Origin of the sequence: Nocardia sp. NPDC019395 (assembly GCF_040632335.1) — a bacterium.
Lineage (GTDB): Bacteria > Actinomycetota > Actinomycetes > Mycobacteriales > Mycobacteriaceae > Nocardia.
The window spans coordinates 21646-45031 of the sequence record NZ_JBEYBT010000003.1; the positions used below are offsets into that span (position 1 = coordinate 21646).

Consider the following 23386-nt stretch of genomic DNA (forward strand, 5'->3'; position numbering starts at 1 on the left):
GGTGAAACGGCTGTATGTGAGGGGTTTCCGGCTAATCCGGGGGTTGGTCGCCGGTGGATTCGATCGGCGGATCGGCGTAAACCGCACCGGCGGAACCCGCGAGGCGGGCCGCCGTCTCGGCGGCGATGCGCAGCGCGAAGCGACCGGTATCGGGGTCGAGTGCGATCAAACCGTATTCGCAGTCGACCTCGTCCTCGGTGAGACCCAGTTCGCGCAGCGCATCGGCCAGGACCGAACCCGCGGGCAAGACGACGGTCAGCAGCGGCACGAACCCCAGGTTACGCGCGGGCGGCGGCCTTCCGCAGTTCCGCGAGCAGCGCCCGTGGTTCGACGATCCCGTGCCCGTGGTCGTGATCGAATCCCGCACCACCCCGGTCGGCCGCCGTCTTCAGCAGCAGTTCACGCAGGCGGGCCGGCGGAAGCTGGGTGGCCGGCCACTGGGTACGGAATGCCGCGACCACCCCGGCCAGGACCGGGCAGGCGGCCGAGGTGCCGGTATCGGGGGCGTCGGCACCGAACGCGGTCGAACCGAGGAAATGGGTGTAGGAGCAGATATCGGGTTTGCGGTCGGCGAGCCGTCCCGGGCCCTGCGAGGAGTACCCCACCCGCTGCCCGCCGGTATCGACACCGGCCACCGACAGCGCACCCGGATGCGAATTCGCTCCGGTGATGGGCCGCTCGGGGTAGGCGCAGCGGCCGTCCGGGCAGTCACGTCCGCAGTTTCCGGCGGCGAAGAGGATATCGGCGCCGGCCGCGTCCAGCGATCCGACGATGACATTGAACGGGTGATCCGGGTTATCGGAGTAGTTGCCCGGATCGCCGACCGGGAAATCCCATTCCGGCGAGAACGCGCCCCAGCTGTTGCTGATCACCAGCGCCCGGCGGTCTTCGGGCTGATCGGTGAGCACGGTGCGCAGGTGGGCGAACGCGGCCAGGGCATCGGAGAGCAGACCGTCCATCTGACTGCCGCCGGACCGCGAACTCTGCAGCAGCGGAATATCGAGAAAGGTCGAACGGGGCGCCGCGATGAACGCGTCGAAGGCGCACATGGTGCCGTGATCGACGGCGAATTCGCCGGCCTTCCCGCTCACTCCGGCCGGATTCCAGCTGCGTGCCGCATCTATGGTGATCGTGGCTCCGCTCACCTCGCGCACTTTCGCGGCGTTGATCCCGGTGTCGAGGACTGCCACCGTCACACCCTCGCCGGTGAGCCCGGCTGCGTCGAGTTCCGTGCGGCCCAGCAGTTCGGCCACCTTTTTCCAGTCGCCCACGACACCGTCGTCACCGCAGGTGAGTACCGGCTCGATCACCGGGTCCGCGAAGATGCCGGTGACGCCGGCGGCGCCGGCCAGCGCCTGCCTGGCGGCCTGATCGCCGTCGGGAATCTCCCCGCGTACCAGGTACGACTCGGTGCTCTGCTGCGACGTATCGCTGAACCGGACTCCCGGCGGGAGCGAGACCGGCGAGAATCCGGCGTCGAGGGTGAATCCGGGCAGTTCGCCGGTCATCTCGGTGGCGGAGATACCGGCCGCTGAACCGGCTGCGGCGGAAAGTAATTCGGGGGAGGGGCGAAGCTCGACAACGACTCGCATACCGCCATCCTGCCCCGGATCCGAGACTCCGGCAATTTCTGCGCGAATCCGCGCCTATCGGCAGGCTCGATGTACGCGGCGCGGGCATACCGCTATCAGGCGCGGAAGAAGCCCTGGTTGCGACGTTGGTTCTGTTCGATCAGTTCTTCTTCGGTCAACCCATCGTCGGGATCGGCAAATCGCTCCTGGGGAGCCGGGGCAGGGCGGGGCTTCTCCGTCGCGTCACCGATTGCCTCGGTGATCGCGACGACGCGCGGGTCCGCCGTGAGCTCGTTCAGACTCTCCCGCGCACTGCTGCGCGCCAGCGCGAGGGCTTCCGCGGCCAACTGCGTAATGAGCGCACCGAGTTCGGCGCCGTGCGGGGTGACAGTTCGGTCGATCGCGACGGACTCGAGGGCGCCGTCGGCTCGAACACGCACCGATACTCCGTATCGACCGGCGGTCGAGGCGTCGGTGAGCAGTGCACGCTGCACCATTTCGAGCTGATTGCTGATCGGGTCGATATCACCGAGATTCATCGGAATCCGCTTTCCCCCAACTAGTCCAGATTGTGGCTGTGCTAGCGTAGCAACCCGCTCGGGGAGGTTCGGAATGTCTGACTTATATGTTGATCCACCTGCGGTGGAGGCGATGATCGGGGCCCTCGGCCAGTCCAGAACGGTGTTGGACGGGGTGCCCACGGAAAGTTTTGTGGCACAAGTAGAAGGTGCTCTGCCGGGATCCGGCCTCGGACACGCGGTGATGACGGCGGGGTTCCGGGCGCGCGCGGCAACCCGCGGGTCCGGTTCGCAGATACAGGAAATCTGTGATCGGGCAAAGGCCGATATCGGGCAGTTCCTCCAGACGGAAACGCAGAACGTGACCGGGATCCAGAACGCGGGTGAGTCACCCCGGTGAGTTCACTACCGCCCTCCACATCGCAAATTCGACAATGGAACACTGCCCCGCTCACCGAGCAGGGAGCGGAGTGGACACGCGCCGCGCAGGCCGTGCTCGTCGAGCATGGCGCGGTCTCCCATCAGCTCGCGGATTCGCCGGGTATCTGGCGCGGTGACGCCGCCGACGCGATGCGGGGGAAAGGCGATGAAACGCGAACCGCCCTGTCCAGCGTCGCGACGGCGTTGGAGAAGGCCGGCACGGTACTCACCGGCGCGGGGAACGCGCTGTCGGCGGCGAAAACCACGGCGGTGAACGCTATCGCGGCAGCTGAAGGTGAGCGTTTCCTCGTCGGCGAGACCGGTGAGGTCGGGTACAGCAAGGAACTGCTGGCTTGGGTGCAGCAGGAGATGGGCACCATGAACTGGATGGTGGCGAATTCTGTGCTCTACAAACAGGCGGAAAAGCACCGCGACGCAATCCAGGCCGCGCTCCGCGCCGCAGGCGATGCCGCGGAATCGGTGCGGACCGCGCTCGGCACCGCCTTCCAGGATGTCCGGCTACCGCCCGGCTGGGAACTGGAAGCGATCCTTCTCGAGAACCAGGCGCAAGCCGATCCGGGAGGAATGGTCACCTGGCCGGACGACGGGATGCTCGGCGCTGTCGCGGGACCACTGGGCAAGGCCAAGCAGGTTACGGCCGCCGAGGCGGAGATGCTGAAGAATCTCAGCCTCGGTGACCAGATCCGCTTCTATCGGATCATGACCGAGGCGGAGGACACGGCCAACGGGATGTACGACGGTGATCTCGAACAGGACGATCACACGGACGCGTTTCGGCACGCCTACTGGAATGCGTTGATGACACGGGAGTTCGGCGAAGACTGGACGACCGAGTACACCTCCAAACATGAGGGCAGGCCCGATAATGCTTCGGTTCGTGAAGCAATGGACCTGTACAACAACGAGATCGGGCGAACGATCGCACTTCAGAATCCGGACGCCGACCCCGAAGAGTTGCAGGAATTGGTGAAACAGGCTGTGGAGCGCGGGGATACCGTCGTTGTCAACCAAGAACGGCAGCTGAGCTGGTCCGATGACGTCGAAGTCGGCGCAACGGTGGATTCGGCTGAACTCGACAGCAAAGCGAAGTACTTGCCTGGTTCTCCGGTACCCGACGACAGTCCCTCGCCCAAATAATTCCCGTTGAAGGAGTCGTGATCGAGTGCAGATTCGGAATCGTAGCCGATGGGTCGCAATGGGTACAGCCGCGGCGGCGGCCTTCACTGTCTTGACATTGCCGGGCTGTGGGTTCCTTTTCCATAGGCTGGAGGTTGTCCGGGACGATTCCTCGGTGAACGCGGCGTTCCAGCGTGTTCTGGACTCCCGAGCGCCCGCTCGTCTCGGTGATGTGATTGCCGAGGCGGGATTGCCGTTCGACTCATGGGACCGAATGTATACTTTCTATTCGCCGCTCGACAGTGATGAAATCAATTCCAAACTTGGTACGGATGCGTATTGGCTCGGTCTTCCTGGTGACTCGGATTCGGCAGTTCAGGTATTCGTGAACGCCGGAGAGGCGGTTGGGGCCTATGTGGACAAATATCCGAGACATAGTGTGAGCAGGGATAAGTACGCGACACCCGAGTCCGCTGTGACACCGGAAAGTGAGGTGGAACCCGACCAGTTCACCCGGGAGCCGACGACGGTTTGGTATGTCGATATCGAAGAGTCGGGCTGAATCGTAAACGCGGACTGCGCAGTAGTTTTCGAAATCCCGGTGAACAGCCTGTATGAGGAGGCTACGAATGATGATTTTTCGGAGAGTGTTCGTCGCGCTCGCTACGGCGGCAATGGGCGCCGCCCCCGGGGTGGCGGCTGCCGAGGAGCCGTGGATACCGCGGAATATCGTGCCGCCGGGGGAGTACCTGGTCATCACCCCGCCGCAGGGGCCGATCCCGACGACCTTCTCGGGTACACCGCTGCAGAACTGCCGGGTGAACGTCTTCGAGGACCGCGTCTCGGTCGACCTGGTGTGCGGGGCACAGCATTTCGCCGGGCGGCAGGCGTCGCACGGTCCGAACGAAAGCTACCTGACCTTCGGTGCGTCGCCGCTCGGGCTGGCGCTCACACCGCAGGCCACTCCGGGGATGTGGATGGGGACAGTGACCGTCGCGAATACCTCGGCACCGGTGTATCCCGCCGGTTTCTGGCTCCGTCCGCTGCCGCTGTAACGGATCAGTGCTCTAACTCAGTGTGCCGGGACGCGGTGGGCGGCCAGCCGGCTGAGCACGGCCTGGTTGGCCTCCCAGCCGTCCGGGAACTTGACCGGTACACCCAGATAGACCGGTTCGGCCGACGGGTGCGCGTCCAGGAGTTCGTCGATTCCGCGGCGGCCGACGACGATACAGGCGTGGCGGTGCCGCGACGCCAGCACGCACAACCGCCCGGCTTCCAGATGGAACGCGCCGGCGTCGCGGCGGCCGGACAGCGGGTGCAGGATAACCGTGACGTCGTATTCGCGGCCCTGCAGCCGGTTCGCGGTATCGACGGTGACCTCCGCAGCGACCGTGCCCGCGAGTGCGTCGCGGACGGCCTGGGCCTGGTCGCGGTGTGCCGTGCCGACGGCGATCCGGGTGGCGTCGATCTCCCGGGTGCCCTGTTCGGAATGGGCGACACCCCCGCGTTCCAGCAGCCGGCAGGTGAGGTCGGCGATAGCGGCCACCGCCTCGCCGTCGGTGCGCAGGGTGTGGCGGGCGGGTAGTTCGTAGTAGGCCCAGCCGTGGACCGCGGCGATATCGAGGACCTCGTCCACCGGACCTCGCATTCCCCGGGTGGTGAACTCCATGCGCCGCTGTTCGGGCCGGGTCCCCGCCTCGAAGGGTGCGAACGGGTAGAACGCGGCCGAGACCACCGACGCCGCCGAGGGCGGCAGCCGCCACGACACCGGCAGCGTGTGCACCGGGATTCCGTCGTTGTGGTTGAGCATCACCGCGACCGCGCTCATCGTCGGATCCCAGGACAGCCCGGCCCACCGGTCGGAATCGACGGTGGCGAACGGGTCCAGCTGGCCCGGGTCGCCGACGAAGAGTCCGCGTTCGAAACGATTCGCGATGCGCAGCAACATATCCGAGCGCATCTGGTATGCCTCGTCGACGATCGCGTACGACCAGCGGCCCTCGTCCAGTGTGGCCCATTTCGCGGCCGTGCCGATCACGATCGAGCATCGCTCCAGATCGGCGGGACGGTTGGCGACATCCACATTCTCGCGGTCGATCCGGGCGCTGGGGCGATAGTCCCCGGCGGAGAGCCGGCCGATCCGCAGGGCCGGATCGGCGGTCGCGAGCCGGTCGATGAGGTCGTCGACCTGTTCGTTGGTCTGCGCGACGATCATCCGCTGGTCGTCGTCGGCGGCAGCAAGCTGGCGGGCGGCGCGTACGACCAGTGTGGACTTCCCGGCGCCGGGCGGGGAGTCCACCACGAGGGCCCGGTGCGCGGTGTTGTCGAGATCGGTGAGGATAGCGCCGATCACCTCGTCGGCTGTACTCACGACCAGTCCTCCGTGGCCTCGGGAGCCGGGTCCGGCGGTGGGCCGCCGTGCGTCCACGGTGTTTCCTCGCGTGGCGGGAGTTTGGCGGGCGGCCCGCCGAATCCGCTGGGGGAGAAGCGGGCGAAACCGATCGGATCGCCTTCTTCCGGGATACTGCCCGCGGCGGGGTTCTTCCCCTGGCCCATCCCGCTCACCAACTCCAGCTGGATCACGTCGTCCTCGACCGCGACCACCTCGGCCTTCTGCGCGGGCCGGTCGATGCGGAACAGGGTTTCGCCGAGGCGGCCACGGAACGGGTCGGTGGTGTGCACCCAGATATAGGGTCGCGGCACCTCGCGAGTTTTCGGTTTCGCGCGCCGGTCCGGTTCACAGTCGGTGATCGTGCCCTGGAATGCCTCGCCGACGAGCCGGTATTCGATCAGCACGCGGGGGTCGTCGAACGCTCGTTGCGCCTGGAAGGTGTCGAGGGCTTGTTCCTGTTTGAGCAGCCGCCGGGTCGCCGAGACCGCGGAATCCCGGCGGGCCTGCGGATATCCCTCGGGGAGGTCGGAGACGAACCATGAGAACGCCGAGCGGTCATCGGTCCAGCGTTTCTCCACGCTGGCGCCCTCGGGCAGTTCGCGCAGCAGTTCCACCGCCCGCCACATCAATCGCCAGGTCGGTTCCAGTTGTCCGCGTATCGCCTGTTCCAGGCGTTCGGCGGCAACGACTTTCGCCCATTCGTGCTCGGCGCGGTCGTAGGCGGTGATCAGCGGGGCCAGCTCTTCGTTGTCGAAACCCGGGTCGGTGGCCGGACCGGCCGGCGGTGCCGCCAGCGGATCCTCGGCGAGCGCGGCGGCTTGCGGCCCGGTGAGCCCGGCCGGTGGGTCGATCCAGCCGAGCAGGGCCGCCAGATTCCCGTCCTCGAGCGCCGACTGGCCGGAGGCCCAATGCGCGGTGAGCACCGAGGTCATCGCGAGACACACACTGGACCCCGGGAAATCCGACCGGTCACCGAACCAGGTGAGCCACCTGCCCAGCAGCGGTAGCGATTCCGGTACGGCGTTCTCGCCCTCGGTGCGATGGAACCGCACCGAGCGGCCCAGCAGCCGCAGGAACTGCACACCGCCGGGATTCGGCAGCAGCAATTGCGGGGCGTCCAGGTAGCGCAGGTAGGTTTCCCCGGTCGATTTGACCGTCAGCTCTTCCGCCTCTTCGCAATGGGACGAAATATAGGGCAGCACACGGTCGGCCAGTTGTTCGATGAAGCGCAGTCGCAGAATCCGGTCGCGCGGCTGGGCCACGATCAGCACCGTCGAATCCTCCGGCGCCGAGCCGAGTATCACCGCCAGCGGCGCGGCGGCCTCACCGGCCAGCCGCAGTGGAACCAGCACCAGCGGGCGGTCCGCGAGATGGTAATGCCGCCGTGCGGCAACGGGTTCGGCGCGCCCGGTGCGTGCGGCGGTCGCCTTCGCCAGCGCGCTCAGCACACTCATGCCGCGTCCATGGCGATGTGCGAAGGGCCCGCGTGTTCGGGCTGCGCTGCCGTCTCCAGGCCTGACCCGCTGATGCTCTGTCCATGGGGGATGCGCGGGGGCTCTGCGTGGTTACCCTGCGCTGCCGCCTCCGGGCCCGACCGGCTCACCGCGCCACCTCGAGGCGCAATGCCTGCGCCCGGCGCAGCATTTCCGCGATATCGGCGTGCTCCGGGCCGGGTTCCAGCGTGCCCTCGGCCAGCGCCAGCACAGTGTCGAGATTATCGATACCACCGAGGTCGTCGCAGACCCCGCGGCCCAGCGTATCCACCGACCCCTGAGTCCGCGCCTCGGAGCGGCAGGCAAAGGCCAGCTCGCAGCTGGACATACATTCCGGGGCGTACCGGGACGGGATCGCCGCGATGGTGTCCGGTAGTGCCTCGCCCGGCGTGAACGAAGCGTCCGCGGGTACCAGATCCAGCAGGGCGTCGATGGAGGTGAGCCGCGACAACTGGCGCCCGATCACCGCGAGCTGTTTACGCAGATCCAGTTTCGCCGCGACCGGCCGGTTGGTGAAATCCCGGGCGGCCACGAGAATCGACTCGTGCGCCACCTCCTCGGGTGAATGCCCCAGCTCACGCAGTAGTTCCCGCATCGCCAGCACATATACCGCCGACTGCCGCGCGGCCGAGGCCACCTGCGCCGGATCCGCCTGGCCGTCCACGATGGCGAACGATTTGATCTCCACGACGTAGAACTTCCCGCCGATCTGCAAGGCCACCACATCGGGCTCCAGATAGGCGGTGGCTCCCGCGATCTCCAGGCGCAGCATCGGATGGTCGAACAGGGTGCCCTGCCCGGAGCTCAGCGCCTGTCCCAGTAGCTGTTTGGTGCGCTGATAACGAATGGAATTGGTGGCGTTGTCCCCGACCGTCGCCAGATCGTGGTACCCGACCTCGGGGACGGTGAGCCCCAGTTCCTCGCGCAGCAGCCGGAGCAGTTCCGCGCAGCCGTGTGCCTTCACCATGGCCTCGAACGCATTACCCCGGGTGATCGCGAACGGTGACTGACCGAAATGCGGGGGGAACCCCAGTTCGCGGGCGATCACCGTTTTGTCCACTGCCGCCGCGTCCAGGAGCGCCCGGCGCGCGCAGCCCGGGTTCGACGTGAGCGCGGCGATGGTGCGGGCATTGTGGCGGGTGGCCGGGGCCGCCCCGCGTAGTTCGTCCAGGCGGCTGGTCAGGGATTTCTGCGCAAGCGTCATCTCAGGCCTCGTTCCTTCGCCGGTCGGCTACCGCGAGCCGGACACCGAACAGTTGTGCCGCGGGATCCGCCAGTTGCCGCGCTGCCCGCTCCGCGGCCTCGGCCCGCTGCTGTGTGTCGTCATCTCTGTGCACCTCGAGCTCGCGTTCCGCGGCCGCCAGCACCACGTCCGGGTCGATGGCGACCCCGTCGGTGGCGCCCGGAATGGATACCGCCAGCTGCCACAGCACCCGTTGTCCCGCCGGGGTGTTGCCGTGATCGGTCATATGCCGGGCCAACCGGATCGCCGCGGTGAGCAGATCCGCTCGCGGACTCAACGGCCCGACCATACGCTGCGCCAGCGGCCAGGTACTCACCGCCAGCAACCCGCGTGCCGGGGCCAGCAGATCGGTGGTCATGGCCGCGCAGATGTAGTAGGGGCGGGAGTACGGGGCGGCGCGGAAAGAGCGCTCCTCGTCACGGCGCAGGCTGGTGAGCCGGGCCGCGACCAGCTCCCCGGAGAAGAATGCCTCGTGCACCGCGAGGACGAGCTTCGGGGCGGCGGGAACCGACAGCAGGTTCAGCGACCGGTGCACATGTTCACGGACCGGAACCGCGGCCGGGGACTGCCGCGGTGGTTCGGCCGGTTCGGGTGTTCCGAGCACGGTCGCGTCCCATTCCGCTTCGGCGGTGCGGAGTTCGGCGCGCAGCCGGCGTGCGGAACTCCGATCACCGGAGCCCGCGGCGCGGCGCACCTGGGCGCGCAGCTCGGCTATGCGCTGTTCCAGCGCCTCGGCGGTGGGCATGGGGGAGAATCTAGGTGGCTGATCCAGGGAAGTCCAGTAAATGCCAGTATTTGCCGCGGTATGTCGTGGAATCGGGTATCCCGGAAAGGTGCCCACTCCATACTTTCGGGTATGTTACGGTCGCGAATATGGTTGCGGCCGAGCCGGATAGCAGACCGGGAATCACCGATAGTTTCGTCGATACGCTGGCCGAACGGGCGCGCGCCGCGGAGGAATCGCGCAGACTGCCACAGCAAACCATCGACGACGCGATCGCCTCCGGCTTCTTCGAATACCTGGTACCGAAACGGTTCGGCGGCCGGCAGGAGAAATTCCCCGTCATTCTCGACCCCATCCGCCGGATGGCGCACGGCTGCGTATCCAGTGCCTGGACACTCGGCTTCTACACCCTGCACAACTGGCTGCTCGCCCTGTTCCCCGAACAGGCGCAGGTCGAGGCCTACGGCAGCGGTCCGTTCCTGTGCCCAGCCCCGCTGGCGCCGACGGGCCGGGGCATACCGGCCGACGGCGGAGTCACCCTGTCCGGCCGCTGGTCCTGGGCCACGGGTGTGATGGGCGGGAACTGGATCATGGTCGGCGCGCTGTGCGGCCCCGACAGCGACCTCTACCCGGCCCTGGCGCTGCTACCCGCCGCGGATATCGCCATCGAAGATGTCTGGCACACCGAGGGGATGCGCGCCACCGGCTCCAACGATGTCGTGATCCGCAACGCGCACGTCGGCGACCACCGTATGGTGCGCTCGTTCGATATCAACAGCGGATCGGCCCCCGGCGCCGCCCTCCACGACTCCACGACCTACCGGTGGCCGCTGGTCCCCGCCCTGGCCCTGGCGGCCTCGATGCCCGCCCTCGGTGCCGCCGAACGGGCCACCGATATCTACGCCGACCGGCTCGAGGGCCGCGTCCTCTACGAGGGCGGCGGCCGTCAGCAGGACAAACCGATAGCGCAGGCACATCTGGGTCACGCCCGGGTGCGGTTGCGGGCCTTGCACGGATTGCTGGAGGGTACGGTCGCCGAGATCGAAGGTCTCCTCGACGCGGGCGCCCCTGTCCAGGTACCGGTCCGTGCCGAGGCCCGGCTGGCCGCCGCCTATATCGTGCGGGAGTCCCGCTCGATCATCGCCGATCTCCTCCACGCCTCCGGCGCCAGTGTGCACTTCACCGACCACCCGATGCAGCGCCTGAAACGCGACATAGACGTGCTCAGCGGTCACGTCATCTTCGACTACGACACCAGCCGCGAACTCGCCGGCGCCACCGCCATCGGCCTGAAGGCTCCCCGGACCGCGCTGCTCTGAGAAATGATCGTCGTGGCTAGATGATCCCGTGCGAACGCAACTCTTCCAGTTCGTCGACGGCCTTCCCGAGCAAACCGGCGTAGATATCCTCGTTGTGCTGCCCCGGCCGGGCCGAACCCGCGTTGCGAATGGTGCCCGGGGTTTGCGAGAGCACCGGAACAACCCCCGGCCCCTTGACATTTCGCTCGATACGCTCGTCGTAGTGGTCGGCGATCATGCCCCGCGCGTTCAGTTGCGGGTCGGTCACCACCTCGGCGACAGTATTGATCGGACCGCTGATCACCCCCGCCTCGCTCAGGACGTGGATGATCTCCCCGGGCTGCCGCTCCGCCGCCCAGTCGCCGATGAGCTTATCGAGTTCGTCCTGGTTACGACCTCGCGCCGTATGGTTCGCGAAGCGCTCGTCGGCCGCCAGTTCCGGCCGGCCCATGGCCGCGCACAGCCGCCGGAAGACCGTGTCCTGATTGGCGGCGATCACCACCCAGCTGCCGTCGGCGGTGCGGTAGATATTCGACGGGGCGATCCCTTCCAGCCGGGTGCCCGAGGGGCCGCGGACGACACCGCCGACGTCGTAATCGGGGATCGTGGATTCCTGGACGGCCAGGCAGGCTTCGGTGAGGGCGGCGTCGACGATCTGGCCCTCGCCGGTCACCGTCCGCCGGTACAGTGCCGCCAGCGCGCCCTGGGCCGCGAACATACCGGCCAGGCTGTCGCCGAGGGACAGTGCCAGGCGCGGGGGCGGGCTGCCGGGGAAACCGTTCATATAACGCAAACCGCTGGAGGCCTCGGCGACCGACGCGTATCCAGCCTTCTGTGCTTCCGGGCCGGTCTGCCCGTATCCGGACACCCGCACCAGGATGATGCCGCGGTTACGTTCCCGCAGCACCTCGTAACCGAGACCCCACCGTTCGAGCGTGCCCGGGCGCAGGTTCTCCACGATGATGTCGGACTTCTCGGCCAGCTCCAGGAACAGATCGCGACCCGCGTCCTCGCGCAGATTCAGGGTGATGGCCTTTTTGTTCCGGGCGTGCACCGTCCAGAAGAAATGGTGTCCGTCCAGTTCCGCCTGCCCCCAGGTGCGTAGTGGATCCGGCGCGTCCGGGGGTTCGAGTTTGATCACCTCGGCCCCCATATCGCCCAGTAGCCGGCCCGCGAAGGGCCCCGAGATCAGCGTGCCGATCTCGAGTACACGGATACCGTCCAGAGCGCCGGTCGTCGCGGAGTCCATCGCCGCATTATCTCCCGAGCGCGTCACGCGGCGGGACCGAGGTCGCGGGCGCGCAGCCAGCTGTCGACCAGACCGATCGCTTTCCTGAGCGGTTCGCGCTGATCCGGGCCCAGGTAGTAGTGGTTGGCGCCGGGGATCTCGTGCAGTTCCTTGTCCGCGCAGCCCAGCGCCGCGTGGATGCGGTGGGCGTGCGAGGGCGTGCAGACATTGTCGGCCGCGTTGTAGAGCACCAGGGTGGGCACGTCGATATCCGGTCCGCAGGCCACCGCGTCGCCGCGGGCGTCGTCGATACTCCACTGTGACAGCCAGCTGCGCAGGGTGGTGAAGCGGGCGAGCCCGAAGGCGCCCATATTCACCTCCTGCGGTTCGCCGAGATAGGACTCGCCGGGGGTCCGGTCGTTGGGGTCCAGGGTGGGGTCGAGGGTGGTGGGATCGGCCATGGTGCCGTGGACGACGAAACAGAATTCGTCCTGGGGCCGGTCGGAGGCGCGGATCGTGGCCAGCTTCTCCTTGACCCAGGCGGTGATCCGCCGGTTGCGGTCGTGCTGCGCCTGCCGGAACCGGTCCAGGAATTCCGGGCTGTACGGGGGCTGGTTGGGGTTGTCCGGGTTGTAGAGATCCAGTTCCGGATCGCGCCGCGACGGGTCGGATTCGTCGAGGATCGCGGGGTCGAGACATTCGGTGAGCGTGTGGTGGCGGCTGATATGGGCGGCCATCAGCAGGATCCCGTCGGCGGGGATCAGGTCCAGAGCGGTGAGATCGGGGCCCTCCCCGGCGGGGCCGGAGGTGACCGTCGGGCGCCGCGCCTGCTGCTGGTAGTACACCGACAATGAGCCGCCGCCGCTCCAGCCCGCGAGGACCACCTTCCGGTAGCCGAGCCGCTTCTTCGCGTCGCGGATGCATTCGCCGAGGTCCTGCACCACTTTCTCCATCAGCAGCGCCGCGTCGGCACCGCGATAGCGGCTGTTGCAGACGATGATGTGATGCCCCGCTTTGGCGAGCGCGGTGACGATCGGCAGGTAGGTGCCGCTGGAGACGGGGTGCATCAGGACGAGCACCGTCTCCGAGGGCACGTCTGCCGGTTTCACCAGAATCGAATCGAGGGTGACCATCTCGGTGAGACCCCCGTAGGCGTCCCGGGTGCCGGAGGTGTTCGCGTAGGCGACGACATACGGGGTGCGTTCGACATGGTGCGACATGAATTGCCTGCCTTCGTCTTTCGGAGCGAGAAGTAGCCGGTGCCCGCCGGACGGCCGGCCCGCGGACACCGGCGGGAGAGCGGTGCGGTTCAGTGCGCGCCGAGGTTGTTCGCCAGGACCTCGGGCGAGGGGACGAGCCGCCGCCGGGTGTCGACGGCGATGGTGGTCCAGCCGATCCGGCTGATCTCCTCGCGCTTACGCCGCGCGCGTTCCCGCATTTTCTCCGGTGCCCCGTGGTGCACGCCCTGCGGTGCGTGCGAAATCAGTCCCGGTGGCATCGGCACGCCGTACATCTCGCCGCCGTGGAAGAACGCGATCTCGTCGTAGTCGGCATTGCGGTGATACCAGGGGATCGTCTCCGTGCCCGGCGCCGATTCCGCGCGTTTCGGCAGGAAGTTCATCACGTACACGCCCGTGGCCTGCATGAACAGGTGCACGGTGGCGGGCAGGTGCACCGTATCGGAGAGGATCACGTTGTAGTCGGCGATATTGAAGGTGAACGGGAAATTGTCGCCCTGCCAGCCCACCACATCCAGCGGATGATGCTGGTAGAACAGCGAAGTCGGGCCGCCCTCGTGCACCAGGCGGACCTCGTACTCGTCACGTCCGTCGTCGTCCATCGCCGCCGGTTCCGGGACGGTCATCCGGTTCGGATCGAACGGGAAATGCCGGCCCAGCGGCCCGGCGGGCGGTACCCGGAATTCCTCGGTCGCCTCGATCATGAGCAGCGTCGATTCGCTGTCGGGAACCTGGCGGAATGTGCATGCCTTCGGGATGTAGACCCAATCGCCCTCGCGGTAACGCAGCGGACCGAATTCGGTTTCCAGCAGGCCGGAACCCTTGTGCACGAACGAGAGCAGATCGCCGTCGATATGCCGGGCGAAGAAGGGCATCTCCTGCGCGCGCCGGCTCAGCAGGATGCGGCAGTCGGCGTTGGAGAACAGCAGCAGCGGGGAGCCCGCCGGATCGGTGGAATCGGTGGGTTTCAGCGCGTCGGCCAGTACATCGACCGGTGCGAGCGGGCCGGTCGCGCGATAGCTCACCGGATCGTTGCGCCGATACAGCTGCGCGGTGCGCCCGGTGAAACCGCCGCGACCCAGCTCGTCGTCCTTCAGGCCGTCGAGATCGGCGTGCAGCCGGTCGGGAGTAGTGCCTTTCCGCAGGTGCACAAAGGATTCCATAACAGCATCCAGTCCTCGTCGGGCGCTCCGGCGGAGGCGGCCGCGGGCAACGCAGAGCCGCCGCGACCCGCCGCACCGCAGAGCAAAGTGGCTGGGCTCACACTGGCAGACAAATTGATAGGTGTCAATATAATCGACGGTTATGGACGCTGTGGCCGCACCCGAACCGCGCGGGTCCCGTAAAGGCCGGGGCCGGCCGCCCGCCGGGGAAACACCCGCCTCGGTGGACGAGATCCTCGCCGCCGCGCTACGGGTCTTCGCCCGCGACGGGTTCAACGGCGCGTCGGTCGCGGCGGTCAACCGGGAACTCGGCGTGAGTCATAACCTGATCCACCAGCGCTTCGGGTCGAAGGAGGCCCTCTGGTACGCGGTGGCGGACTGGATCTTCGGCAACGCGCTCACCCTGCTGAAGATCCGACCCGAACGCACCGATCTGCCCCCGCTGGAAGAATTCCGGGCCGGCATCATCCGCTTCCTCGAACTCCAGGCCGAGTACCCCGAGGTGGTGCGCCTGATCAGCATGGAAGCCGCGATCGAAGGCCCCCGCCTGACCTACCTCTACGACCGGCATATCGAACCGATGCTGATGCTGCTCGGCGAACCCCTGAAACCGATGATCCAGCGCAAGATCCTGAATCGCGACGATCTCCGTTCGCTGCACTTCCTCATCTCCACCGGCGCGACCGCTCCGTACTCCCTGCTCCCACTGGCGACCAGGATGTCCCCGTCGGACCCGTTGGCCGCGTCAGCCGTGCGACGGCACGCACGCCTGGTCGCGGACACCATCGTCGCGGGGATCGAAGCCCGGGTGGCAGGCGTGGTTCCTGGAGGCATCGACCGCGTTTGAGTTCGAAGGTCTCCGTGTGGCCGGAGTCGGCGCGCATCTCGGGCGCTCGCTGCGACAGCCGTCACGACCCCCGCCCGACGGCCGGGAATGATGCGAGAGGCCGTTCGGCGCCGGGGCGGGGTGAATTCCGCTGAACCGACAGCGGGGTTTCAGCCGCCGGATTCTTGTGGCGAAACGCGGGCGGACAGCAGCTCCGTGAATTCATGCGCGTAGGCAAGCTGTTTGCGCAGCCGCTCGGCGCTTTCGCGCGCTTTGTTGCGGAACGCCCGCAGATCCGCGGCCGCGGTGTCACGCTGTGGGCCGGAGGCCGCGCCGTCGTCGAGAGTGCCGAGGGTTTCCAGGAGCTGTTTCATCTCCTCCAGCGTGAAACCGAGCGGCTTCATCCGCCGGATCACCAGTAATCGATCGACATCCGTCGCGGTGTAGAGCCGGAACCCGCCCGTCGACCGGGCCGACGGTTGCACCAGCCCGACCTCGTCGTAGTGACGAATCGTCTTGAGGGACAATCCGGTCCGCTCGGCTACCTGCCCGATCTGCAGATAGTTCGCGTCGCCGCCCATCTCAGTGCGCACCGGCCAAGTGGCCCGAGAGACGTTCGTGCCGCGCCACCGACGCGGCGTTCAAACCGAGGATCTCCACTCGTTTGCCTTTGGCGGCGTACTTGGTGGTGATGGCATCGAGGGCAGCCACGGTCGAGGCATCCCAGATATGGGTCTCCGACATATCGATCACGATCTTGTCCGGATCGCCCGCGTAATCGAACTGGTAGACGAGGTCGTTGCTGGAGGCGAAGAACAGCTCACCGCGCACCTTGTAGACCCGGGTTTCGCTGTCCGGTTCGGTGGTCGGTTCGGGAGTCACCTCGGTGAAATGCGCGACCCGTTGAGCGAACGCCACCATCGCGGTGAGCACACCGGCGATCACACCGTAGGCCAGGTTGTGGGTGGCGACCGTGACGCCGACGGTCATCAGCATCACCGTGGTCTCCGCGATCGGCATCCGCCGCAGTGTCGAGGGCGCGAGGGAATGCCAGTCCATGGTGCCCACCGACACCATGATCATCACCGCCACCAGCGCCGCCATCGGGATCTGCGCGACCAGGCCGCCCAGTCCGACGACCAGGATCAGCAGGAACGTACCGGCCAGGAAGGTGGAGATCCGGGTACGTGCGCCGGACACCTTCACATTGATCATGGTCTGGCCGATCATGGCGCAACCACCCATACCGCCGAAGATTCCGGTGACGATATTGGCGATGCCCTGCCCCCAGCCCTCGCGGGACTTGTCGGAACGGGTATCGGTGATGTCGTCGACCAGCTTGGCCGTCAACAGCGACTCCAGCAGCCCCACCAGCGCCATCGCCAGCGCGTACGGGGCGATGATCCGCAGGGTCTCCAGCGTGAACGGAACATCGGGCAGCAGCGGTATCGGCAGGCTCGAGGGCAGTTCGCCTTCGTCACCGACATTCGGTACATGCAGCGCGAATATCAGGGTGACCGCGGTGAGCACCACGATCGCGATCAGCGGCGCGGGGACGGCAGTGGTGAGCTTCGGCAGCCCCACGATGATCGCCAGACCCACCGCGATCATCGGATACACCAGCCACGGCACGCCGAAAAGATGGGGAAGCTGGGCGGTGAAGATCAGGATCGCCAGCGAGTTCACGAACCCGACCATGACGCTGCGCGGGATGAACCGCATCAGTTTCGCGACCCCGGCCACACTCAGCACGATTTGGATCGCCCCACCCAGGATGACCGTCGCGATCAGGTAGTCGAGGCCGTGGTCGCGCACCACGGGTGCGACGACGAGCGCGACGGCACCGGTCGCCGCGGAGATCATGGCGGGCCGCCCGCCGGTGATCGCGATGGTGACCGCCATGGTGAACGAGGCGAACAGCCCGACTCGTGGGTCGACCCCCGCGATGATCGAGAAGGAGATCGCCTCCGGGATCAGCGCCAATGCCACCACAAGCCCGGCCAGCACCTCGGTCCGGAGTCGTTTCGGGCTACGCAGAGCCGCGGCCACCGAGATGGCGGGGCTGTCGGGCCGGTGTGTCGTCGGCACGGTTCGCTGACTCCGTTCACTGGGCGCGCGAGCGCGGTCGGGTGAGCAGGCGCTCGCCCGGCAGGGGATCTGTCGAGAGGGAACCGAGTGGGTGAGAACATGAGACCGGAACCGGCCGCGCTGCCGGGCATCGGTGATCGGCAACCACTCAGCGAATCCGGACCCTACCCTTACGGGAGGGTAGGGTTACAAGCTCGATGCCGGGAAAGTGGCCCACCCCTCATTCCCGGTGTGTGCGCATGATCGCCGGTCCGACGGCCGGTGTCGGCCTCCGGGCCCCGATACGGCGGTTGGCCGTGCACGGCGTCGCACGCACACATGGCGGCCTCTGGCGGCTCCCGAGGAGACAAAATTCCAAGTCGGCAAGCGCCGTGGCTGCCGATACTCACCTCTATGACTATTGAGCAGATCATCCCGAAACTGGTCGTCGAGGGAGCGGAAGCCGCGATCCGCTACTACGGCGAAGCTTTCGGTGCCGCGCTCCGGGACCGGCACGAGGCGGACGGCCGGGTCGTATTCGCTGAACTCGAGGTTCCCGGCGGGGCGGTATTCCAGCTGAAGGACGCCGACCAGCTCGACCGGGACCCGCGGCGACTCGGCGGACGGGGCCTGCTGCTCACTGTGATGGACAACGATCCGGACCGGCTCGCCGAGCGTATGGCTGCGGCCGGCGGCGAAATCGTGATCGAGGTAGCGGATCGGCCGTACGGCGTCAGGCAGGGGCGGGTGCGGGACCCGTTCGGTCATGAATGGATTATCGGCACGCCGATCGAATGAACGGCAAGGGGCGAGACGCTGTGCCTCTTGCTCGAGGTGCCTCGCCGGAAAAAGACCGAACCCCGGAAGCTGGGAGCTTTCCGGGGTGCGGCGGCTCGTCGATGTTTGTTCGAGCCTGCGCAGATTTGGGGGTGGTGCAGTACGTCCCTCACGTGAAGTGGCCGCGCCGGCGACCCGGGGCCGAAATCGTCCAGAGAAGGTTCGTACGGAGTGTTACTTACTCAGGTGTTGCGGATCCGCTGGCCAGCAGCGGCAGCAGCACCGGCAGCAGCGTTTCCGCGGATCCGGTGCTGGTTGTCGTTCCGCTTGCTTCTTCGGGGGTACCCGATCCGCTGGCCAGCAGCGGGAGCAACGCCGGCAGCAGGGCAGCGGACCCGGTGCCGGTCTCGGTGGCCCCAGAGTTCTGGATCGGTGCCGCTTCGGTCAGCTGTACCGGGTTCGCGGCCGCGGTGCCGGCCGCGCCGAGACCGGCGGCGGCGATGGATACGGCGGCAGCGAGCGTGCGGAAACTTCTGTGTCTCACACTGTTCCTTTCATAGATGTCCCGAGTGGGACAGTTGTGCTTACGCCCACATATGTCGCTCCAGGCACAAAGTGTTACAGCCTTTTTTCAGAATTGTTCACAGCCGATCCGGGAACTGCCGCATCATCCACTCGCGCAGGGAAATTCGTTAGTCCAGCTCACGAATTCGAGCGCTTTCCGAGGTGTTCGAGCTCGACCCATTTTCATAGGAATTAGCTATATATTTCGCCTGTCGTCAGCGTCGGTTTTCCGAGAGCCCTCGCGGATCCTGTTCGCTCTCGGCCCTGGTAGGTCCCGGCTCGATAGCAGATATCCCCGGCGCATCACTGATTCATACTCCCGGCATCAGTGATGTAACCTGGTCGTATGCGTACGACGATCCGGCTCGACAGTGACGTTCTGGCTGCCGCCGAGCGGCTACGGCGCGAGCGCGGTATCGGTCTCGGCGAGGCGGTCAACGAGCTGGCGCGGGCGGCGATCCATCACACGTCCACAGCTCCACGCCGCCGTTTTCAGCAGCGGACCCGCGCCTTGGGGGCACGGGTGGACCTCTCCCGCAACTCGGAGGTCTCGGATCTGCTCGACGAGCCGTACCCCGGTAAATCGTGATCGTCGACGTCAACGTGCTGCTCTACGCGGTCGACGACAGCAGCCCGCGTCATGCGGTGGCGCATACCTGGCTCGAGGACGCGATGAACGGCGATGTGCGGGTCGGGTTCCCATGGCACAGCCTGGTCGGCTTCGTCCGAATCGCCACCCACCCGAAGATCTTCACCGCGCCGATGACCGGCCGCGAAGCATGGTCGTTCGTGGATGAGTGGCTGGATCACGATATGGCGTGGGTCCCGCTGCCGACCGACCGGCACCGGCGCGTTCTCGGCCGGCTCGTCGACGATCACTATGCGACCGGAAACCTTGTCCCTGACGCTCATCTCGCTGCCCTGGCGATCGAACACGGTGTGGCAGTGTGCTCGTTCGACACCGATTTCGCCCGCTTTCCCGAGGTGGATTGGATCAATCCGTTGCACCGGTGACCGCGGCCGCCGGAGTTCAGTGGGTGAGCGCGATCTTGACGACGACGACCGTGGTGGCGGCGAGGGTGAGCAGTACGGCGGTGACGATCGAGGCGCGGCTGGGACGTTCACCGCGTAGGCGGCGGATCACGAAAACAATGCCCCCGATACGGATCAGGACGACGATCTCCGCGAGAACCTGCGAGGTCCGGGGTTCGATCCACCCCAGCCATCCGGTCGCGAGGATCACGCAGGGCAGCACCGCCGACGAGAGAATCGGCACCGAGTTGCGCAGTCCGCGTATCCGGTCGGTTCGGGTCGCCGTGCGTTGCCGGCGCACGCTGTCGCCGACGGTTTCGGCGAAGCTGTGGGCGACGAACGTCGAGGCCGCGGTTCCCAGGACCACCAGGATTCCGACGTGTTTTTCCGCGGTGACCACCGGTACCAGCGCCGTAAGGACCAGGACGTTGCCGTAGATGTAGGCGCTGATCCGGGACGCCGCGTTATCGGGTCGCAGTGGTGTGCGGCGTGAGAACAGCGGGCCGTGCAGCAGAGTGTGCTGGTCGAGGTCCGCCGGTGGGCGTCGCGGCGTCATCATCGCGAGTCCGGCGCCGGTCGGTGAGCGGGCGAGCACGGCCCGGTGGCAGCCTGCGGGTTCATGAAGCCTCTTTCCCGGTCGAATCGGTCCAGGAGTCATGGTCGCGCCCTCTCGTACGTCAATAGTCGCACCGCGACGCCCGTCCGCGGCCGACTGCCGATCGCTTCCGTGTTCCGGATGGTGGAATCCGGGCCTTGTGCGACCGCCCCCGGCGCGGCATGCTGTGGTGTTCGTTGCGAGCCGGACCGGAGAGTGCTGGTTACCCTGAACCCATGACGACAACAGTGCTGGTCGTTCGTGCCCGGCACCGTTCGGGACTCGTTCGATGTACCGACGGGAGCACCGATGCCATCGCGGGTTCCGGGACGAGACCCTGAATGCGAACGATTGGACGAACTGCTCCGCGCCGTTCGTGCTGGGCAGAGCCGTGCCCTGGTGATCCGGGGCGACCCGGGGATCGGTAAGACCCGGCTGCTCGACTATCTGGTGGGACGCGCGCGGGGTTTCCGGATCGCCCGCATCACGGGTATCCAGTCGGAGATGGAGTTGGCGTTCGCGGCCGTGCACCAGCTGTGCTCACCCATGACGAACGAACTCGACGCGCTGCCGGCCCAGCAGCGCGCGGCGGTCACCGCGGCGTTGGGGGAGGGCGGTGAACCCGCGCCCGACGGTTTTCTGGTCGCGCTCGGTGTGCTCGGCCTGCTCTCGGAGGTCGCCCGGGAGCGGCCGCTGCTGTGCGTCGTCGACGATGCCCAGTGGCTCGACCGGGCCTCCATGCAGACTCTCGCGTTCACTGCCCGCCGCTTGGGTGCCGAATCGGTGGCCCTCGTCTTCGCGGTCCGGGTGCCACCCGGTACCGCCGCGACCGACCCGGTGGAGCCCGCCGGCCTGCCCGAACTGCCGCTGGCGGGCTTACGCGACGACGACGCCCGCGCGCTGCTGCGTGCGACGATGCCCGGTTCGTGGGACGAGCATGTGCTCAGCCGGATCGTCGCCGAAACCCGGGGCAATCCGCTGGCCCTGCTGGAATTGCCGAAGACATCGAGTCCGGTGGAACTGGCCGGTGGGTTCGGCCTCCCGGCCGCGCGCGGCGTCAACGACCGGATACGTTCGGCGTACCTGCGGCGGATCGCCGAGCTCCCGGCCGAAACCCGGCAGTTCCTGCTGATCGCGGCGGCCGATCCGACCGGTGAACCCGGATTGCTCTGGCCGGCGGCCGACCATCTGGGAATCCATCTCGCAGCGGCCGAGCCGGCCGTGGCGACCGGGCTGGTGGAGATCGGTGACCGGGTCGGGTTCGCCCATCCCATCGTCCGGTCCGTCGTCTACTGGGCCGCCGATATCGAGGACCGGCGCGCCGCCCACCGCGCGCTGGCCGCGGCGACCGATCCCGGTACCGACCCCGATCGCCGCGCCTGGCATGCCGCCCAGGGCGCGGCCGGTCCCGACGAGATAATCGCCGCGGAACTCGAGCGTTCGGCCGTCCGCGCCCGCGTGCGCGGTGGTATCGCCGCGGCCGCCGCGTTCACCGCGCGGGCGGTCGAATTGACCCCCGACCTCCAGCGTCGCCGGGACAGGGCACTGGTCGCCGCGCGGGCGACCCATGAGGCGGGAGACCCGGACACCGCCCTGAAGTTGCTGTCGCTCGCGGAATCCGGTCTGCGTGACGACCGGCTACGCGCCGAAGCCGAGCTGGTGCGCGCCCGGATCGCGTTCACCACCGACCGCGGTATCGCCGCCCCGGCCCTGCTGCTGGAGGCTGCGCGACGGCTCGCCGTCCACGACGTCGCCAGTGCCCGCGAAACGTATCTGGAGGTCATCGACGCCGCCCTCTTCGCCGGTCCCAAGGCCTATCGCCGCGGACAGTACGAGGCCGCCCTCGCGGCCCGCGCCACCCCGGCCCCGCCGAACCCACGCCCGGTCGACCTCCTGCTCGACGCCCTGGCCACCAGAACCCTCGACGGGCACACCACCGCAGTCCCGGCGCTGCGGGCCGCTCTGCACGCGTTCCGCCACGCGGGCCTCTCCCCGAACGAGGCGTTGCGCTGGCTGTGGCTCACCTGTGTGACGGCAGTCGGCCTGTGGGATCACGAGACACTGTCCGAACTGAGCGTCCGGAATCTGGATCTTGTCCGGGTCACCGGGCGAGCCTCCGCGCTACCGATCGCGTTGACCCTGCGCGGCGTCGTCCACTTCCTCGACGGTGAACTCGCGGAAGCGGAATCGCTGGCCGAAGAGATCCGGACCGTCTCCGAAGCGGTCGGCGCCGCGGCCCCCGTCTACGTGGCACTGCTCGTCGCCGGCTGGCGCGGCCGCGAAGCGGAATGTCTCGAGCTCAGCAGATACGCCGACGAAGGGGAGCAGCGCCGGGGAGAAGGGATCGGGCCGGTGGTCGGCGGTTACGCCCGCGCCGTCCTCTACAACAGTCAGGAACGGTACGCCGAGGCAGCCGAGGCCGCGCGCGCGTCGAACGAGGAGTATGTGCAACTGGAAGTCGGCATCCCGGTCTGGTCGCTCGTCGAATACATCGAGGCGGCGGCCCGCTCCGGCGCCACCGACCGGGCATTCGACGCCCTGGTCCGCCTCACCGAGGTCACCCGGCCCAGCGGCAGCGATTGGGCGATGGGTATCGAGGCCCGCGCCCACGCGTTGTTGAGCGACGGACCGGACGCCGAAACCCGGTATCGGGCGGCGGTCATGCATCTCGCCCGCACCACGTTGCGCGGTGAACTGGCCCGCGCCCACCTCGTCTACGGTGAATGGCTGCGCCGCGAGCGCCGCGGACCGCAGGCCCGCGAACATCTGCACACCGCGCACGAACTCTTCACGGCCATGGGCATGGACGGTTTCACCCACCGAGCGGCACGCCAGCTGGCCGCCGTCGGGGAGCGTATCCATGAGCACCCCACCGGAACCGGTGACGAACTCACCCCGGATGAGAACCAGATCGTCAAAATGGTCCGGGAAGGCCTCACCGACGTGGAAATCGGGGCGCGGCTCTTCGTCAGCCCGCGCACCGTCGAATGGCAGCTGCGCGAGATCTTCGCCAAACTCGGGGTCCGGTCCCGTCGCGAACTCGAACACCGTTGGCTGTCACAGTAATTGGCGGATTACCCACCGCTGGAAGCCAGTTCGG

General features: G+C 67.4%; 23 protein-coding genes. 9 read left to right on the forward strand and 14 right to left on the reverse strand.

Annotated features, from left to right (window positions below; all coding sequences use genetic code 11):
- Nucleotides 1–31 precede the first annotated feature (31 nt).
- From ABZ827_RS11325 to ABZ827_RS11335, 3 genes are all read right to left on the reverse strand, one after another.
- Nucleotides 32–268, reverse strand: a complete 237-nt coding sequence (locus tag ABZ827_RS11325) for a hypothetical protein (protein WP_357235987.1) — start codon at nucleotides 266–268, stop codon at nucleotides 32–34.
- Between the two features lie 10 nt (nucleotides 269–278).
- Nucleotides 279–1592, reverse strand: a complete 1314-nt coding sequence (locus ABZ827_RS11330; RefSeq protein WP_357235989.1) for a S8 family serine peptidase — start codon at nucleotides 1590–1592, stop codon at nucleotides 279–281.
- 95 nt (nucleotides 1593–1687) lie between these two features.
- Nucleotides 1688–2110, reverse strand: a complete 423-nt coding sequence (locus ABZ827_RS11335) for a hypothetical protein (RefSeq protein WP_357235991.1) — start codon at nucleotides 2108–2110, stop codon at nucleotides 1688–1690.
- A 375-nt stretch (nucleotides 2111–2485) separates the two neighbouring features.
- On the opposite strand from ABZ827_RS11335, the gene ABZ827_RS11340 reads away from it, so the two are divergent.
- The 3 genes from ABZ827_RS11340 (at nucleotide 2486) to ABZ827_RS11350 (ending at nucleotide 4701) form a co-directional block, all read left to right on the forward strand.
- On the forward strand, nucleotides 2486–3667 hold the full coding sequence (locus ABZ827_RS11340) for a hypothetical protein (RefSeq protein WP_357235992.1): 1182 nt from the start codon (nucleotides 2486–2488) through the stop codon (nucleotides 3665–3667).
- Nucleotides 3668–3821: 154 nt separating this feature from the next.
- Entirely contained in the window at nucleotides 3822–4208 is a 387-nt protein-coding gene (locus ABZ827_RS11345; RefSeq protein WP_357235994.1) for a hypothetical protein, read from the forward strand.
- Between the two features lie 67 nt (nucleotides 4209–4275).
- On the forward strand, nucleotides 4276–4701 hold the full coding sequence (locus tag ABZ827_RS11350; RefSeq protein ID WP_357235996.1) for a hypothetical protein: 426 nt from the start codon (nucleotides 4276–4278) through the stop codon (nucleotides 4699–4701).
- A 17-nt stretch (nucleotides 4702–4718) separates the two neighbouring features.
- Here the strand turns inward: ABZ827_RS11350 and ABZ827_RS11355 are convergent, their stop codons facing one another.
- From ABZ827_RS11355 to ABZ827_RS11370, 4 genes are all read right to left on the reverse strand, one after another.
- Nucleotides 4719–6017 carry an AAA domain-containing protein gene (locus ABZ827_RS11355; RefSeq protein WP_357235998.1) on the reverse strand — a complete coding sequence of 433 codons (1299 nt, stop codon included), beginning with the start codon at nucleotides 6015–6017 and terminating at the stop codon, nucleotides 4719–4721.
- Nucleotides 6014–7492, reverse strand: coding sequence for a hypothetical protein (locus ABZ827_RS11360; protein ID WP_357236000.1), 1479 nt, complete (start codon nucleotides 7490–7492; stop codon nucleotides 6014–6016). Before ABZ827_RS11360 ends, ABZ827_RS11355 begins: the two co-directional genes overlap by 4 nt.
- A gap of 145 nt (nucleotides 7493–7637) precedes the next feature.
- Nucleotides 7638–8735: a hypothetical protein gene (locus ABZ827_RS11365; protein ID WP_357236001.1), complete on the reverse strand. Its 1098-nt coding sequence runs from the start codon at nucleotides 8733–8735 to the stop codon at nucleotides 7638–7640.
- A 1-nt stretch (nucleotide 8736) separates the two neighbouring features.
- The gene (locus tag ABZ827_RS11370; protein WP_357236003.1) at nucleotides 8737–9519 is read right to left on the reverse strand and encodes a hypothetical protein; all 783 of its coding nucleotides are present in this window, start codon (nucleotides 9517–9519) and stop codon (nucleotides 8737–8739) included.
- Nucleotides 9520–9647: 128 nt separating this feature from the next.
- On the opposite strand from ABZ827_RS11370, the gene ABZ827_RS11375 reads away from it, so the two are divergent.
- Nucleotides 9648–10817 carry an acyl-CoA dehydrogenase gene (locus tag ABZ827_RS11375; RefSeq protein WP_357236005.1) on the forward strand — a complete coding sequence of 390 codons (1170 nt, stop codon included), beginning with the start codon at nucleotides 9648–9650 and terminating at the stop codon, nucleotides 10815–10817.
- A 16-nt stretch (nucleotides 10818–10833) separates the two neighbouring features.
- On the opposite strand, the gene ABZ827_RS11380 is transcribed toward ABZ827_RS11375, so the two are convergent.
- The 3 genes from ABZ827_RS11380 to ABZ827_RS11390 all read right to left on the reverse strand — a co-directional run bounded on the left by ABZ827_RS11380 (nucleotide 10834) and on the right by ABZ827_RS11390 (nucleotide 14425).
- On the reverse strand, nucleotides 10834–12045 hold the full coding sequence (locus tag ABZ827_RS11380) for a CoA transferase (RefSeq protein ID WP_357236007.1): 1212 nt from the start codon (nucleotides 12043–12045) through the stop codon (nucleotides 10834–10836).
- A gap of 23 nt (nucleotides 12046–12068) precedes the next feature.
- Nucleotides 12069–13244 carry an alpha/beta hydrolase gene (locus ABZ827_RS11385; protein WP_357236009.1) on the reverse strand — a complete coding sequence of 392 codons (1176 nt, stop codon included), beginning with the start codon at nucleotides 13242–13244 and terminating at the stop codon, nucleotides 12069–12071.
- A gap of 89 nt (nucleotides 13245–13333) precedes the next feature.
- Entirely contained in the window at nucleotides 13334–14425 is a 1092-nt protein-coding gene (locus ABZ827_RS11390; protein ID WP_357236010.1) for a homogentisate 1,2-dioxygenase, read from the reverse strand.
- A 142-nt stretch (nucleotides 14426–14567) separates the two neighbouring features.
- On the opposite strand from ABZ827_RS11390, the gene ABZ827_RS11395 reads away from it, so the two are divergent.
- Nucleotides 14568–15272 (forward strand): TetR/AcrR family transcriptional regulator, encoded by a 705-nt coding sequence (locus tag ABZ827_RS11395; protein WP_357236011.1) that lies wholly within the window; start codon nucleotides 14568–14570, stop codon nucleotides 15270–15272.
- 149 nt (nucleotides 15273–15421) lie between these two features.
- On the opposite strand, the gene ABZ827_RS11400 is transcribed toward ABZ827_RS11395, so the two are convergent.
- A complete protein-coding gene (locus ABZ827_RS11400; protein ID WP_357236618.1) occupies nucleotides 15422–15832 on the reverse strand; it encodes a MerR family transcriptional regulator in 411 nt (136 codons plus the stop codon).
- Between the two features lies 1 nt (nucleotide 15833).
- Entirely contained in the window at nucleotides 15834–17339 is a 1506-nt protein-coding gene (locus ABZ827_RS11405) for a SulP family inorganic anion transporter (protein ID WP_357236013.1), read from the reverse strand.
- Between the two features lie 393 nt (nucleotides 17340–17732).
- Between ABZ827_RS11405 and ABZ827_RS11410 the strand changes: the two genes are divergently transcribed.
- The gene (locus ABZ827_RS11410; protein ID WP_357236015.1) at nucleotides 17733–18116 is read left to right on the forward strand and encodes a VOC family protein; all 384 of its coding nucleotides are present in this window, start codon (nucleotides 17733–17735) and stop codon (nucleotides 18114–18116) included.
- Nucleotides 18117–18333: 217 nt separating this feature from the next.
- Here ABZ827_RS11410 and ABZ827_RS11415 read toward each other — a convergent pair whose 3' ends face one another.
- Complete coding sequence (locus ABZ827_RS11415) at nucleotides 18334–18639, reverse strand: hypothetical protein (protein ID WP_357236017.1); 306 nt, start codon at nucleotides 18637–18639, stop codon at nucleotides 18334–18336.
- A 366-nt stretch (nucleotides 18640–19005) separates the two neighbouring features.
- Here ABZ827_RS11415 and ABZ827_RS11420 point away from each other — a divergent pair, with 366 nt between their 5' ends.
- Nucleotides 19006–19248 carry a CopG family transcriptional regulator gene (locus tag ABZ827_RS11420; protein WP_357236019.1) on the forward strand — a complete coding sequence of 81 codons (243 nt, stop codon included), beginning with the start codon at nucleotides 19006–19008 and terminating at the stop codon, nucleotides 19246–19248.
- Complete coding sequence (locus ABZ827_RS11425; protein WP_357236021.1) at nucleotides 19245–19673, forward strand: TA system VapC family ribonuclease toxin; 429 nt, start codon at nucleotides 19245–19247, stop codon at nucleotides 19671–19673. Before ABZ827_RS11420 ends, ABZ827_RS11425 begins: the two co-directional genes overlap by 4 nt.
- A 16-nt stretch (nucleotides 19674–19689) precedes the next feature.
- On the opposite strand, the gene ABZ827_RS11430 is transcribed toward ABZ827_RS11425, so the two are convergent.
- Nucleotides 19690–20250, reverse strand: coding sequence for a hypothetical protein (locus ABZ827_RS11430; protein ID WP_357236022.1), 561 nt, complete (start codon nucleotides 20248–20250; stop codon nucleotides 19690–19692).
- A 345-nt stretch (nucleotides 20251–20595) separates the two neighbouring features.
- On the opposite strand from ABZ827_RS11430, the gene ABZ827_RS11435 reads away from it, so the two are divergent.
- Nucleotides 20596–23352, forward strand: a complete 2757-nt coding sequence (locus tag ABZ827_RS11435) for an AAA family ATPase (RefSeq protein WP_357236023.1) — start codon at nucleotides 20596–20598, stop codon at nucleotides 23350–23352.
- The last annotated feature ends 34 nt before the right edge of the window (nucleotides 23353–23386 follow it).